Raw genomic sequence first — 13,588 nt, 5'->3', positions numbered from 1 at the left:
AGTTACGGCGGCCATAGCGGCAGGGAAACACCCGGTCCCATCCCGAACCCGGAAGTTAAGCCTGCCAGCGCCGATGGTACTGCAACCGCGAGGATGTGGGAGAGTAGGACGCCGCCGGACAAACATTCAGGTAGGGGCCACCCATCGGGTGGCCCCTACGCTGTTTTGCACCTAGATTCCTCAATAGCGACCTCGACTCCCAGGAGACAACGTGGCAGACCAGCGTGGCCGTCGTGACGGCGCGGGCGCTCCCCGGAAGGGCGGCGGCCCCCGACAGGGAGGTGCTCCCCGGAAGGGTACGAGCGCCCGGAGCGGTGGCGGCAGGAGTGGCGACGACCGCAAGCCCTACGACCGCAAGCCGAGCAGCGAACGCCAGCCCCCGGGCGGCCGCAAGCCCGCCGGCCACGGCGGGGGGAAGCCGGCATCGGACAACCGGCGTGGGCCGCGTGCGGAGTCGGATCGCAAGCCTCGCTTCGACGGTGCCGATCGCACGGAGAAGCAGGCGGTCTACGACGGCCCTCCGCTGCCCGAGGATGTCAGCGGCGCGGAGCTGAGCGCCTCGGTCCGGGCCCACCTCAAGGGCCTCCCGGAGAAGCTGGCGGCGCGCGTCGCGCGGCACATGGCTGCCGCCGGCCAGCTGGTCGACGATGATCCGGAGACCGCCTACCAGCACACGCTGGCTGCCAAGGCGCGCGCGCCGCGGATCGCGGTGGTCCGTGAGGCCGTCGGCGAGGCGGCCTACGCCGCCGGCCACTACGCCGAGGCGCTCGCCGAGCTCCGGGCGGCCAAACGGATGAACGGTGCCACGGCGTACCTGCCGATCATGGCGGACTGTCATCGCGCGCTCGGCAACCCGACCCGGGCGCTCGAGCTCGCCAAGAGCCCGTCCGTCGTGAAGTTCGTCCCCGCAGCCAAGGCGGAGATGACGCTGGTCGAGGCGGGGGCCCGTCGGGACCTGGGACAGCTCGACGCCGCGCTGCGCACCCTCGAGGTGGCGCCGCTGAACAGCAAGAGCCGGGAGTCGTGGGTGGCGCGACTGCGCTACGCCTACGCCGACACGCTGGAGGAGGCGGGGCGGCTGAACGACGCCCTGACCTGGTTCCACAAGACGAACGCGATCGACTCCGAGGAGATCACCGACGCGGCCGACCGTGCCGAGGCGCTGGAGAAGCGCATCGAGCGGGAGTGACGAACCCGCCGGGCGCGCTCAGGGTCGCCCGGCGATCGTCACGATCGCCTGCTGGTGGCCCGCCGGCTGGGTGTCCCACCGGATGTCCTCGCGGTAGGCGATCCGGACCTGGTCGACCACGGCGAGGGCGGCCTCGGCGGACTCGACCTTCACCACGATCGAGTCCCCGCCGACGAGGCGCTGTCCCTCCGGATTGACCAGGTCGCTGCAGAACTGCTCGGGCTGGGTGGTCACCCCGATCGTGCCACGGCGGCAGAGCAGCGGGGTGACTTCCAGCTTGACGTCGCTGGTCGTGCGGACCCTGACCCCGGAGATCCGGATGGTCCGGCCGAGGTCGGAGGGCGCGGCGAACATGCCGACATACAGCGGTGTCCCGACGACACCGTTGGCGTTGACGACCTTCTTGGTCACGGGCAGCCGCTCCGGTGTCGTCGCGTACCAGACGAGCCAGGTCAGGACGAGGGCGAGAGCCACGGCGAGCAGGCCGATGCGCCAGCCGCGCGACTGGAACGACGGCCGCGGAACCCGCGGGGTGCCGAGGCCGTCGCCGGAGCGCTGTCGTCCGGGGCGTACGGCGCGACGTCGGCCCGGTGCGGGCGCGCTGCTGGGCGCGGTTCCTCCGTCGGTCATGGCCGAAGCGTAGGACACCGGCAGCGGCACGTGTCGCACCTGTCACACTCCTGCGCATGACGTTCCCGGCGCCGCGCATCCCGGAGCAGCCCAGGCGCCCCACCCTCGAGGGCAGCGTCGCCGTACGCGACGGCCGGCGGCTCAGTTTCGCGGAGTACGGGTCGCCGCGCGGTCCGGCCGTCGTCTGGATGCACGGCACGCCCGGGGCGCGACGTCAGATCCCCGTCGACGCCCGTGCGTACGCCGAGGAGGCCGGTGTCCGGATCATCGGCATCGACCGTCCCGGCATCGGGTCCTCGACGCCGCACCTGTACGAGAACATCGTCGACTGGGTCGCCGACCTCACGCTGCTGCTGGACGCCCTGGCGGTCGAGACATTGCGGGTGATCGGCCTGTCCGGTGGCGGCCCCTATGCGCTGGCGGCCGGCGCAGCGCTGCCGGAGCGGGTGTGCGGGGTCGGTGTGCTCGGGGGAGTGGCGCCCACGCGCGGGCCGGACGCGGCGGAGGGTGGGATCATCCAGCTCGCCGTGCACGCCGCGCCGCTCCTGGCACTCGCCCGGGTGCCACTGGGGGTGGCCCTGACCGGCGCCATCCGCACGGTCAGGCCGCTGGCCGGCCCGGCGCTGGACCTCTACGCGGCGGTGCAGCCCCCGGGCGACCGGAACCTGCTGGGACGCCCGGAGTTCAAGGCGATGTTCCTCGACGATCTGCTCAACGGCAGTCGGTTCCAGACGTCGGCCCCGCTGGCCGACCTGCTGCTCTTCACCCGCGAGTGGGGCTTCGGGCTGGCCGAGGTCGACGTACCGGTCCGCTGGTGGCACGGCGACGACGACCACATCGTGCCGTTCCGCCACGGTCAGCACTGCGTCGACCGGCTCCCCGACGCGACCATGACCACGATCGACGGCGAGAGCCATCTGGGCGGTCTGGGCATCGGACGAGCGGTCCTGGCCGAGCTGCTCGCTCTCGGCGCCTGACCACGCCGGGCGGGTGATGCCGGACACGCGGACGTGGCGCTGGTGTCGGGCCGTCCCATGGGCCACAATGGGAGCACAACATCACAGGTGTCACTCAGCAGGCGGTGCCCGCACACGCTCGCGACTCCGACACCTCCGTCGAGACCGCTGGGGAAGGCGTATCTCACGCCGGAGGTAGGAAGAAGCGAGGGTTCGTGGTGACCGGAAGCATGAGTGCAGCCAGGGGCGTGTTCTACGTCCACTCCGCGCCGTCCGCGCTGTGCCCGCACATCGAGTGGGCGGTGGGCGGCGTACTCGGCGTGCCCGTCAACCCCGACTGGACGCCGCAGCCGGCGCAGTCGGGCACCTACCGCGCCGAGTTCTCGTGGTCCGGCAAGGTCGGTGCGGCCGCGGAGATGGCCTCCGCGCTGCGCGGCTGGAACCACCTGCGCTTCGAGGTGACCGAGGAGCCGACCTCGTCCACCGAGGGCGCCCGGTTCTCCTACACGCCCGACCTCGGCGTCTTCCACGCCGTGATGGGACTGCACGGCGACATCATGATCCCCGAGGACCGGCTCAAGGCGTCCGTCGTCCGTGCCGCGCTCGGCGAGGTCACGCTCGAGAACGAGATCGACAAGCTCCTGGGCAAGCCCTGGGACGACGAGCTGGAGACCTTCCGGCATGCCGGCGAGGGTGCTCCCGTCCGCTGGCTGCACCAGGTGGTCTGAGCACGCACCGCAGCAACCCGAAAGCGCCCCGGCTCAGTCGAGCCGGGGCGCCTTCATTTTGGGGGAGCAATCCGAAGTCAGGGCCGCTGGACGGGAGGTGTTCCAACGGCCCTGGAACGAGGAGCGCGGTGAGGCGCTGGGATCGCGGCAGCGAGAGCCTCCGTCAGGAGGGCGACCCGAAGACGACGGCTACGTTGGCGCCGCCGAACCCGAAGGAGTTGTTGATGGCTGCGATGTCGCCGAGCGGCAGGTCGCGCGGCTTGGTGGCGACGTCGAGCTCGACCCGAGGGTCCTGCTCGTCGAGGTTGATCGTCGGGGGCGCGGTCCGGTGGTGGATCGCGAGGACCGTCGCGACCGCCTCGAGCGCGCCGGCACCGCCGAGCAGGTGTCCGGTCATCGACTTGGTGGCCGAGACGACGAGGTCGTCGGCGGCCGAGCCGAGTACGGCGTGCAGCATCAGCGACTCGGCGACGTCGCCCTGCGGGGTCGAGGTCGCGTGGGCGTTGACGTGGGCGATGTCGCCGGGAGACACGTCGGCGTCCTTGACGGCGGCGCGGATGGCGCGGGCGCCGCCACGGCCGGCGGGGTCGGGCTGCGCGATGTCGTGGGCGTCGGCAGTGATGCCGGTGCCGAGCACCTCGGCATAGATCCGTGCGCCGCGGGCCTGGGCGTGCTCGAGCGACTCCAGCACGAGGGCGCCGGCGCCCTCGCCGAGGACGAAGCCGTCGCGGCCGGTGTCGAACGGACGTGAGACCTTGGTCGGGTCGCCGTCGTTCTTCGACAGCGCCATCATGTTCGCGAAGGCCGCGATCGGCAGCGGGTGGATCGCCGCCTCCGTGCCGCCGGCGATCGCGACGTCGACCCGGCCCAGCCGGATCTGGTCGGCAGCGAGGGACACCGCCTCGTTGCCCGACGCGCAGGCCGAGACCGGCGTGTTCACCGGGCCACGCGCACCGAGCTTGAGGCTGATGGTCGCGGCCGGGGCGTTGGCCATCAGCATCGGGACGGCGATCGGGGAGACCCGGCGCGGACCCTTCTCGAGCAGGACCGAGTGGTTGGACAGCAGCGTGTGCACGCCGCCGATGCCCGAGGCGAAGGCGACGCCGAAGCGGTCGCCGTCGAGGGCGCCGGACTCGCGGGCGGCCTCCAGCCCGGAGTCGGCCCAGGCCTCGAGGGCCGCGATCAGCGCGAACTGCGACGAACGGTCGAGGCGGCGGGCCACGACGCGGTCGAGGACCTCGGCGGGGTCGACGGCGGCGGTGGCGCCGATGGTCACGGGGAGACCGTCAGCCATGTCGCCGAGGGGGCGGACCCCCGAGCGACCGGCGAGGAGGCCCTCCCAGGTGCTGGCGACATCGCCGCCGAGCGGGCTGGTGGTGCCCAGGCCGGTGACGACGACACGAGTGCGGGACATGGCTGTCGGTCTCCCTAGTGAGTCAGTGGATCAGATGATCAGGCGGCGCGGTTGCGCTCGATGTAGGCGACAGCGTCGCCGACGGTCTTGAGGTTCTTGACCTCGTCGTCGGGGATGGTGACGCCGAACTTCTCCTCGGCCTCGACGACGACCTCGACCATCGAGAGCGAGTCGACATCCAGGTCGTCGCTGAAGGACTTGTCCAGCTGCACGCTGTCGGCCGGGATGCCGGCGACCTCGTTGACGATCTCGGCGAGGGCGGCGCGGATCTCTTCGGTGCTCATTCTTCGTGTTCTCCCGTGGTTGATGGGTGTGCTGGGTGGTGCGGATACGTGGGCGGGCGCCGAGGCCCGTCAGGGGATGACGACGACCTGCGCGGCGTACGACAGGCCGGCGCCGAAGGCGATGAGGAGCGCGACGTCGCCGGACTTCGCGTCGCCGTCCTCCATCATCCGGTCCAGCGCCATTGGGACCGAGGCCGCCGAGGTGTTGCCCGCGTCGATGATGTCGCGGGCGATCCGTACGGAGTCGGGCAGCCGCAGCGAGCGGGCCATCGCGTCGGTGATCCGGTTGTTGGCCTGGTGCGGGATGAAGCAGTCGAGCTCGTCGACGGTGATCCCCGCCCGGTCGAGGGCCTGCTGGGCGACCTTCGCCATCCCGTAGGAGGCCCACCGGAAGACCTCGCTGCCCTTCATCGTGATCGCGGCCTGACGGAGGTCACCGGAGGCGACGACCTCCTTCCAGTCCCGGCGCGACCTGATGTGGTCGTAGTGCTCGCCGTCGGACCCCCAGACGACCGGGCCGATGCCGGGCTGGTCGGCGGGGCCCACGACCACCGCACCCGCGCCGTCGGCGAAGATGAAGGCAGACCCGCGGTCGGTGGGGTCGGTGATGTCGGAGAGCTTCTCGACGCCGATCACCAGCACGTGGCGCGCGGTGCCGCCGCGGACCATGTCGTTGGCGAGGGCGACGCCGTGGCAGAAGCCGGCACAGGCGGCCGAGATGTCGAAGGCGGCCGGCTGCGCCGCGCCGAGCTCGTGGGCGATCATGGCCGCGGCGGACGGCAGCTGCATCAGGTGGCTGACGGTCGCGACGATGACGGCGTCGACCTGCTGCACGTCGACACCGGCGCGGTCCAGCGCCAGCTTCGACGCCTCGACCGACATCGACACCACCGTCTCGGACTCACCGGCGATCCCGCGGGTGCGGATGCCCGAGCGCTGCTGGACCCACTCGTCACTGGAGTCGATCGCGTCGACGATCTCGGCGTTGGGAACCACGCGGATCGGCCGGTAGGCACCGACGCCGAGGATCGCGGCCTGCGCCGAGAGGGACTCGACCTGGAGGCCGCTCATGCGGGCACCACCTCGGGGTGGGCGGCCGCGGCGTGCCGCTCGCAGAAGGCGCGGGCCTCGTCGAGCTGCTCGGGGCCGGCGAGGGCAAGGGTCTCGACGCTCAGGTCGCGACCACGGAAGTAGCGCTTGGCGATGCCGGTCAGGGTGCCGGCCGGCGGCAGCTCCAGGATGCCCGTCACACCCAGGTCGGCCATCGTTTCCAAGCACAGGTCCCACCGCACCGGGCGGGCGATCTGGCCCACGATCCGGTCCAGCGCGTCGCGGCCGTCGCGGACCACGGTGCCGTCGGAGTTCGTGATGAAGGGGGTCCGCGCGCCGTGGACGGAGACCGACCGGGCGAGGCCGGCCACGTGGTCGACGGCGGGCGCCATGTGCGAGGAGTGGAACGCGCCGGCGACCGACAGCGAGCGCAGCCGGGCGCCCTGGGGCGGGTTGTCGGCGAACGCCGCGAGCTGCTCGGTCGTTCCGGCGGCGACGATCTGGCCGGGGCCGTTGTCGTTGGCGGCCGTCAGCCCCTGGGCGGCGATCGCGGCGAGGACGCCGTCCCGGTCACCGCCGAGGACGGCGGTCATGCCGGTCGGGGTGACGGCGGCCGCGTCGGCCATCGCGTTGCCCCGCTCCCGGACCAGGACCATGGCCTGCTCGGCGGTGATCACGCCGGCGCCGACGGCGGCGGTGATCTCACCGACGCTGTGCCCGGCGACCGCGCCTGCCGAGGCGGCCAGCCGCTGGGCGGCGACCAGGCCGGCGGCGACCAGCAGCGGTTGCGCGATCTTCGTGTCGCGGATGGTGTCTTCGTCGGCCGCGGTGCCGTAGTGGGCCAGGTCGAGCCCGGCCACAGCGGAGAGCCAGTCGACGTATGCCGCGACGGCCGGGTCCTCCAGCCATGGGGAGAGGAAGCCTGGGGTCTGCGCGCCTTGTCCGGGGGCCACGATCACGAGCACACCTCCAGCCTGCCGTCCGGGTGGTGAGGACCGCGCCTGCACCGTCCACGAACTTGTCGGCCCGACCTTGTGGGAGTCCTACAAGGCGGGCGAGACCGTGGCCGGGCTGGTGAGGGAACCGGCCGGCTCAGCCGCCCTGTCGGCCCAGCACCAGCGCGAGCTGGAGGGTGAGTGCGTCACGGGGGACCGAGGGGGTGAGTCCGGTGAGGTCGGCGATCTGGCCCAGGCGGTAGCGCACGGTGTTGGCGTGCACGAACAGCGAGCGGGCGGTGGCCTCGATGCCGCCGCCGTTGGCGAAGTAGGCCACGAGGGTCTCGACGAGCTCGCCCCGGGAGTCGTCGAGAGGGCGGTAGACGTCGTCGACGGCCTCGAGCCGGGCGAGAGCGTCGCCGGCGAGGATCCGCTCGGGGAGCAGGTCGTGGGCGGAGACCGGCCGAGGTGCGTCCGGCCAGCCGACCGCCGCGCGCAGCGCGTCCAGCGCGACCCGGGCCGAGAGGTGGGCGTGGGCGAGGTCGGCCGCGGTCGGGCCGACCACGACCGCGCCCTCGCCGAACAGGTGGGCGACGGAGCTCGCGTCCTTCTCGAGCTGGTCGACACCACCGAGGATGACGACGAGCAGGTGGCCCTGCACGGCGCTGAGCGCGTCCAGGCCGTGCTCCCGGGCCGCGCGCCGGACGTCATCGAAGACCCCGGTCGCGGCGCCCGACGCCTCGGGTGGAGCAGTGCCGACGACCACGGCCACCTCGCCGCGCGAGGACCAGCCGACCGCGCTGGCGCGCGACAGGACGGCCTCGTCGGTCTCGGCACGGAGCACGGCGTCGACGGCGAGCGCCTCGAGGCGGGCGTCCCAGCGACCCCGGACCTCGGCCGCGCGGGCGTAGACCTCGGCGGTGGCGAAAGCGACCTCGCGGCCGTAGCGCAGGACGGCGGCGTGCACGTCGGGGAGCACCTCGGGAGCGAGCAGTCGCTCGATGTTGGCCTCGACCTCGTCGATGGTCAGCTTGATCAGCTCGACGGTCTGGTGCAGGTCGACCGTGCCGGCCATGGCCCGCGGCGCGGCGCCGAAGACCTGGCCGACCAGCGCGTGGTCCTGCGGGTCGGCCCCGCCGCCATCGGCGAACCAGTCCACGAAGCTCTTCACACCCGCCTGGACGATCATCCCGACGTACGACCGCTCCTCGGCGCTCAGGTCGCGGAACCAGGGCAGATCGGCATCCATCCGCGAGGTCGCCGCCGTGCTCAGGGAGCCGGTGGCTGCCCGCAGCTGCCGGGTGGCCTCGACCCGCTGCGCCGAACCGGTGGGGGACATGACGCCAGCCTATTGCGCCCCGCCCCGGCGACGACGCCGAGGCGGGGGTGTCGGGGGATCGGCCCACATGGTTGAATCGTGCACCGTTGCTAGCAGGAGTAAGCACCTGCTAGCCGATCGCGGAGGGAGCGCGGTGATGTCGGTGGGGGACGACGTCCAGTACGTCACGCTGCACGGCAAGCGCCGTGCGTACGTCCGCAAGGGCTCCGGCCCTGCCGTCCTGTTGCTGCACGGGCTCGCGTGCGACCACACGACGTGGGCCTCGGTGATCGACGAGCTGGCCGAGCGCTACACGGTGATCGCGCCGGACCTGCTCGGGCACGGGCTGTCCGACAAGCCGCGAGCCGACTACACGCTCGGTGGATACGCCAACGGCATGCGTGACCTGCTCACCGTGCTCGGCATCGACAAGGTCACGGTCGTCGGCCACAGCTTCGGCGGCGGCGTCGCGATGCAGTTCGCCTACCAGTTCCCCGAGCGCACCCAGCGGGTGATGCTCGTGTCGACCGGCGGTCTCGGCCCCGAGGTGACGCCGATGATCAGGCTGATCCAGGTCCCCGGCTGGTTCCGGGCCGTCGGGCTGCTGACGCTGCCCGGGATCCGCCATGTCGAGACCTTCGCCCTGCGTACGGCGTCCGGTCGTCTCACGTTCGGACCCCTGCGCAAGTACACCCGCGACCTCGACGAGATCGCCGACATCGTCGAGTCCTGGAAGGACCGGCGCACCCGGTTCGCGATCCGCCACCTGGTCCGGGCCGTCATCGACTGGCGCGGTCAGATCGTGACCATGTCCGACCGCGCCTACCTCAGCGAGGCCATGCCGATGGCGGTCCTGTGGGGCGTCGAGGACCAGGTGATCCCGGTCGCGCACGCCGAGAACGCCCGGGCGCTGGCCCCCGACGTCCGGGTGGACGTGCTGGCGGACGCCGGCCACTTCCCGCACAAGGACCACCCCGAGGAGTTCGTGCGGCTGCTCGACGACTTCATCTCCACGACCGAGCCCGCGTCGTACAACCGGGCGCGGTTCCGGCGGATGCTCAAGGCCGGCGCGACGGCACCGCTCGGCCCGCTGGCCGCCGTCGCCGCCGCCGAGGCTCGTGACGAGGCCCGTGACGAGGCGGTCACCCCTGCCTGAGCGTCCGTGCTGACCACGCTCACGAGCGTCTTCTGCCTGCTCGCGGTCGTCCGCGCGCTGGATGCCGTGCACTTCTTCGGCGCGGTCGCGGAGGGCATCGTCGGCCTGCTGCGCACGCGCCGCTCGCTGGTGCTCGGGCTGGTGCTCCTGACGCTCGCGGCGTCGATGCTGATCACCAACGACATGGCGCTGCTGACACTGCTGCCGCTGACGGCCCTCACCCTGCGTGCGACCGGCAACGACGACCTGCTGGCGTTCGTCTTCGTGATGGAGACGGTCGCGGCCAACCTGGGCGGGATGATCACGCCCTTCGGCAGCCCGCAGAACCTGTACCTCTACCAGCACTACGCGCTCGGGATCGGCGACTTCCTGCGGATCATGGCGCTGCCGTTCGCGGCGTCCGCGGTCCTGATCGTGCTCGCCTGCCTGCCGGTACGACGCACCCCCCACGAGCCGGTGAGCTTCCCGCACCGGGTGGTGGTCGGCCGGACCGTGCTCTACCTCGCGCTGTTCGCGGTGACCGTCGCGATCGTGCTGCGGGTGCTGCCGTGGTGGGCCGGCCTCGGCGTCGTCGCTGTGCTGCTCGTCGCCGACCGGTCGGCCCTGGTGAAGGTCGACTACCTCCTCCTCGGGGTGCTCACCCTCTTCTTCGTGGTCGCCGAGGCCCTGGCCCAGGTGCCGAGCGTCGCCTCCGCCCTGGGTGGGCTGCTCGCCGCCGACCCGCTGCTGGTGAGCGCGCTGGCCAGCCAGGTGTTGTCGAACGTCCCGACGGCGGTGCTCGCGGCGCCCTTCACCGCCGAGCACGCGCAGCTGCTCGTCGGTGTCAACATCGGCGGGGTCGGCACGATCGTCGCGTCCCTGGCGAGCCTGATCACGCTGCGGCAGTACGCCGCGCTGCGGCCGGGGGAGACCGGCGGGTTCCTGCGGCTGTTCACCGCCGTCAACGTCGTGTTCCTGCTCGTCCTGCTGGTCGTCACCCGCGGGGCGGTCGCCGCCGGCTGGCTGTGACCGCCGTCGTCAGCCGCCGGGCCGGACGGCGTCTGACGACGGGACCAGGTCAGGCGTCGCCGCCCTCCTGGAGCACGCCGGAGACCGCGGTCGGGTCGTCGATGCGGTAGCGCTCGACGGCATCCTTGACCCGGCCGGGGTCGATCGCGCCGGCGTCGGCGAGCGCGGCGAGCGCCTGGACGACCACCGACTGCGCGTCGACCTGGAAGAAACGACGCGCGGCGGGCCGGGTGTCGGCGAAGCCGAAGCCGTCGGCGCCGAGGACGTGGTAGTCCGCCGGCACCCACTGCGCGATCTGCAGCGGGACCGCCGTCATGTAGTCCGAGACCGCCACGACCGGTGCCTGGGCCGCGTCGCCGCCGGCCAGCACCTCGGTGACGTACGGCGTCCGGTGGGCCTCGCCCGGGTGGAGGAGGTTCCACTTCGCGGCCGCGATGCCGTCGCGGGCCAGCTCGTTCCACGAGGTCACCGACCAGGTCTCGGCCCGGACCCCCCACTCCTCGGCGAGGATCCGCTTGGCCTCCTCGATCCACGGGAAGCCGACGCCCGAGGCGAGCAGGCGCACGGTCGGGCCGCTGCTGTCGGGGCCGCCGCCGGCCTCGCTGACGCGGTACATGCCCTTGAGCAGCCCGGCCACATCGAGTCCCTCGGGCTCGGCAGGCTGCGCGACCGGCTCGTTGTAGACGGTGATGTAGTAGATGACGTCCTCGCCGCGCGGGTGCTCGGCGCTGGCGCCGTACATCCGCTCCAGGCCGGCCCGCATCACGTGCCCGACCTCGTAGCCGAACGCGGGGTCGTAGTGGACGATCGCGGGGTTGGTGGCGGCCAGCAGCGGGGAATGGCCGTCGGCGTGCTGCAGGCCCTCGCCCGTGAGGGTCGTCCGGCCGGCGGTGGCGCCGATCAGGAAGCCGCGCGCGAGCTGGTCGGCCATCGCCCAGATGGAGTCGCCGGTCCGCTGGAAGCCGAACATCGAGTAGAAGATGTAGAACGGGATCATCGGCTCACCGTGTGTGGTGTACGCCGATCCGGCGGCGGTCGCCGAGGCCATCGCGCCGGCCTCGGAGATGCCCTCGTGGAGCATCTGGCCCTGCGCTGACATCTTGTACTGCAGCAGCATGTTGCGGTCGACGGACTCGAACTGCTGGCCGTGCGGGTCGTAGACCTTGGCCGACGGGAACATCGCGTCCATGCCGAAGGTGCGGTACTCGTCGGGCGCGATCGGGACGATCCGCTGCCCGATGCCCGGGTCCTTCATCCAGTCCTTGAGGAGCCGGACGGCGGCCATCGTGGTGGCGACCTTGTTGTTGCCGGCGCCCTTCTTCAGCTCGGCGTACACGCTGTCGCCGGGCAGGGTGAGCATCGTCGAGCGGTCGATGCGCCGGGGGATCGACCCGCCGAGCTGACGGCGTCGCTCCATCATGTACTCGATCTCGGGGGAGTCCGCGCCCGGGTGGAAGAACGGCGCGGCGCCCGTGGCCGCATAGGCCGACTCGAGGTCCCGGTCGCTGATCGGCAGGTAGAGCCGGTCGCGGAACTTCTTGAGGTCGTCCTGGGTCAGCTTCTTCATCTGGTGGGTGGCGTTCTTGCCCTCGAGGGCGTCGATCGTCCAGCCCTTGACCGTGTGGGCCAGGATCACCGTCGGCTGGCCGACGTGCTTGGTGGCCGCGTCGAACGCGGCGTACACCTTGCGGTAGTCGTGACCGCCACGGGGCAGCTTCTCGATCTGCCGGTCGCTCATGTGCTCGACCATCGCGCGCAGCCTCGGGTCGGGACCGAAGAAGTGCTCGCGGTTGTAGGCGCCGCTCTCGACCGAGAAGGTCTGGAACGCGCCGTCCGGGGTGGAGTTCATCTGGTTGACCAGGACGCCGTCGACGTCGCGGGCGAGCAGGGCGTCCCACTCACGGCCCCAGATGACCTTGATGACGTTCCAGCCCGCGCCGCGGAAGTTGGCCTCGAGCTCCTGGATGATCTTGCCGTTGCCGGTCACCGGGCCGTCGAGCTGCTGCAGGTTGCAGTTGACGACCCAGGTCAGGTTGTCGAGCTCCTCGCGGGCCGCGATCCGGATGGCGCCGAGCGACTCGGGCTCGGCCATCTCGCCGTCGCCGAGGAAGGCCCAGACGTGCTGCTGGCCGGTGTCCTTGATGCCGCGGTTCTGCAGGTAGCGGTTGAACCGCGCCTGGTAGATCGAGTTGATGCCGGTGAGACCCATCGAGACCGTCGGGAACTCCCAGAAGTCCGGCATCAGCCGCGGGTGCGGGTACGACGGCAGGCCGGCGCCCTTGCCGTGCTGGACCTCCTGGCGGAAGCGGAACAGCTGCTCCTCGCTCAGCCGGCCCTCGAGGAAGGCGCGGGCGTAGATGCCCGGGGAGGCGTGACCCTGGATGAACAGCTGGTCACCGCCGCCCGGGTGCTCCTTGCCGCGGAAGAAGTGGTTGAAGCCGACCTCGTAGAGGCTCGCGCTGGACTGGTAGGTCGCGATGTGGCCACCGACCTCGAGCCCCTTGCGGTTGGCACTGGAGACCATCACCGCGGCGTTCCAGCGGATGAACGCCCGGATCCGGCGCTCGACGTCCTCGTCACCGGGGAACCACGGCTCGCGCTCGGGCGGGATGGTGTTGATGTAGTCGGTGCTGCGCAGCGCGGGCACGCCGACCTGGGCCTCGCGGGCCCGCTCCAGGAGCCGCAGCATGACGTAGCGGGCGCGCTCGCGGCCACGCTCGTCGACCAGCGCGTTGAACGAGTCGATCCAGTCCTGGGTCTCGTCGGGGTCGATGTCGGGCAGCTGGGTCGGCAGTCCCTCGTGGATGACCGAGGGAGTCGACGCCGCGCGTACGGCCGGGGTGGTGCCGTCGGAGTGGGTGTCGGAGGTCACGTACCCCATCGTTGCACCTCCTCGATGGGCAGAAAATCTACCCGTGGG

12 protein-coding genes and 1 rRNA gene are annotated in these 13,588 nt (G+C 71.8%); 6 read left to right on the top strand and 7 right to left on the bottom strand.

What is annotated here, in order from left to right; translation table 11 throughout:
* The first annotated feature begins 3 nt into the window (after positions 1-3).
* Together rrf and KVF89_RS12750 are read left to right on the top strand one after the other, a co-directional pair.
* Positions 4-120, top strand: a 5S ribosomal RNA gene (gene rrf / locus KVF89_RS12755).
* Between the two features lie 91 nt (positions 121-211).
* The gene (locus tag KVF89_RS12750) at positions 212-1,189 is read left to right on the top strand and encodes a tetratricopeptide repeat protein (protein WP_257425935.1); all 978 of its coding nucleotides are present in this window, start codon (positions 212-214) and stop codon (positions 1,187-1,189) included.
* An 18-nt stretch (positions 1,190-1,207) separates the two neighbouring features.
* Here KVF89_RS12750 and KVF89_RS12745 read toward each other — a convergent pair whose 3' ends face one another.
* Positions 1,208-1,819 (bottom strand): hypothetical protein, encoded by a 612-nt coding sequence (locus KVF89_RS12745; protein ID WP_257425934.1) that lies wholly within the window; start codon positions 1,817-1,819, stop codon positions 1,208-1,210.
* 56 nt (positions 1,820-1,875) lie between these two features.
* Here KVF89_RS12745 and KVF89_RS12740 point away from each other — a divergent pair, with 56 nt between their 5' ends.
* Together KVF89_RS12740 and KVF89_RS12735 are read left to right on the top strand one after the other, a co-directional pair.
* Positions 1,876-2,796: an alpha/beta fold hydrolase gene (locus KVF89_RS12740; protein WP_257425933.1), complete on the top strand. Its 921-nt coding sequence runs from the start codon at positions 1,876-1,878 to the stop codon at positions 2,794-2,796.
* Positions 2,797-3,005: 209 nt separating this feature from the next.
* Complete coding sequence (locus KVF89_RS12735; RefSeq protein ID WP_257425932.1) at positions 3,006-3,503, top strand: DUF3145 domain-containing protein; 498 nt, start codon at positions 3,006-3,008, stop codon at positions 3,501-3,503.
* Positions 3,504-3,666: 163 nt separating this feature from the next.
* On the opposite strand, the gene KVF89_RS12730 is transcribed toward KVF89_RS12735, so the two are convergent.
* The 5 genes from KVF89_RS12730 to KVF89_RS12710 all read right to left on the bottom strand — a co-directional run bounded on the left by KVF89_RS12730 (position 3,667) and on the right by KVF89_RS12710 (position 8,525).
* On the bottom strand, positions 3,667-4,917 hold the full coding sequence (locus tag KVF89_RS12730) for a beta-ketoacyl-[acyl-carrier-protein] synthase family protein (RefSeq protein ID WP_257425931.1): 1,251 nt from the start codon (positions 4,915-4,917) through the stop codon (positions 3,667-3,669).
* A gap of 38 nt (positions 4,918-4,955) precedes the next feature.
* Complete coding sequence (locus KVF89_RS12725; protein WP_141799363.1) at positions 4,956-5,201, bottom strand: acyl carrier protein; 246 nt, start codon at positions 5,199-5,201, stop codon at positions 4,956-4,958.
* 69 nt (positions 5,202-5,270) lie between these two features.
* Positions 5,271-6,272 carry a beta-ketoacyl-ACP synthase III gene (locus tag KVF89_RS12720; RefSeq protein ID WP_257425930.1) on the bottom strand — a complete coding sequence of 334 codons (1,002 nt, stop codon included), beginning with the start codon at positions 6,270-6,272 and terminating at the stop codon, positions 5,271-5,273.
* Positions 6,269-7,216 carry an ACP S-malonyltransferase gene (locus tag KVF89_RS12715; protein ID WP_257425929.1) on the bottom strand — a complete coding sequence of 316 codons (948 nt, stop codon included), beginning with the start codon at positions 7,214-7,216 and terminating at the stop codon, positions 6,269-6,271. The genes KVF89_RS12720 and KVF89_RS12715 overlap by 4 nt, the downstream gene beginning before the upstream one ends.
* 127 nt (positions 7,217-7,343) lie before the next feature.
* Entirely contained in the window at positions 7,344-8,525 is a 1,182-nt protein-coding gene (locus KVF89_RS12710) for a PucR family transcriptional regulator (protein WP_257425928.1), read from the bottom strand.
* Between the two features lie 136 nt (positions 8,526-8,661).
* Here KVF89_RS12710 and KVF89_RS12705 point away from each other — a divergent pair, with 136 nt between their 5' ends.
* The gene (locus KVF89_RS12705) at positions 8,662-9,660 is read left to right on the top strand and encodes an alpha/beta fold hydrolase (RefSeq protein ID WP_257425927.1); all 999 of its coding nucleotides are present in this window, start codon (positions 8,662-8,664) and stop codon (positions 9,658-9,660) included.
* Positions 9,661-9,666: 6 nt separating this feature from the next.
* Positions 9,667-10,668, top strand: coding sequence for an SLC13 family permease (locus KVF89_RS12700; protein WP_257425926.1), 1,002 nt, complete (start codon positions 9,667-9,669; stop codon positions 10,666-10,668).
* Between the two features lie 49 nt (positions 10,669-10,717).
* On the opposite strand, the gene aceE is transcribed toward KVF89_RS12700, so the two are convergent.
* Complete coding sequence (aceE, locus tag KVF89_RS12695) at positions 10,718-13,549, bottom strand: pyruvate dehydrogenase (acetyl-transferring), homodimeric type (RefSeq protein ID WP_372497904.1); 2,832 nt, start codon at positions 13,547-13,549, stop codon at positions 10,718-10,720.
* Positions 13,550-13,588: the final 39 nt, after the last annotated feature.

The organism is Nocardioides carbamazepini (assembly GCF_024614185.1).
Taxonomy (GTDB): domain Bacteria; phylum Actinomycetota; class Actinomycetes; order Propionibacteriales; family Nocardioidaceae; genus Nocardioides; species Nocardioides carbamazepini.
Note: the sequence above shows the minus strand (reverse complement) of the source record. Positions and strands in the feature narration are given on the sequence as shown.

Coding starts and splice junctions, on each gene's coding strand:
- KVF89_RS12745 (WP_257425934.1), bottom strand. CDS start 1,819: ATGACCGACGGAGGAACCGCGCCCAGCAGCGCGCCCGCACCGGGCCGA.
- KVF89_RS12740 (WP_257425933.1), top strand. CDS start 1,876: ATGACGTTCCCGGCGCCGCGCATCCCGGAGCAGCCCAGGCGCCCCACC.
- KVF89_RS12735 (WP_257425932.1), top strand. CDS start 3,006: ATGAGTGCAGCCAGGGGCGTGTTCTACGTCCACTCCGCGCCGTCCGCG.
- KVF89_RS12730 (WP_257425931.1), bottom strand. CDS start 4,917: ATGTCCCGCACTCGTGTCGTCGTCACCGGCCTGGGCACCACCAGCCCG.
- KVF89_RS12725 (WP_141799363.1), bottom strand. CDS start 5,201: ATGAGCACCGAAGAGATCCGCGCCGCCCTCGCCGAGATCGTCAACGAG.
- KVF89_RS12720 (WP_257425930.1), bottom strand. CDS start 6,272: ATGAGCGGCCTCCAGGTCGAGTCCCTCTCGGCGCAGGCCGCGATCCTC.
- KVF89_RS12710 (WP_257425928.1), bottom strand. CDS start 8,525: ATGTCCCCCACCGGTTCGGCGCAGCGGGTCGAGGCCACCCGGCAGCTG.
- KVF89_RS12705 (WP_257425927.1), top strand. CDS start 8,662: ATGTCGGTGGGGGACGACGTCCAGTACGTCACGCTGCACGGCAAGCGC.
- aceE (WP_372497904.1), bottom strand. CDS start 13,549: ATGGGGTACGTGACCTCCGACACCCACTCCGACGGCACCACCCCGGCC.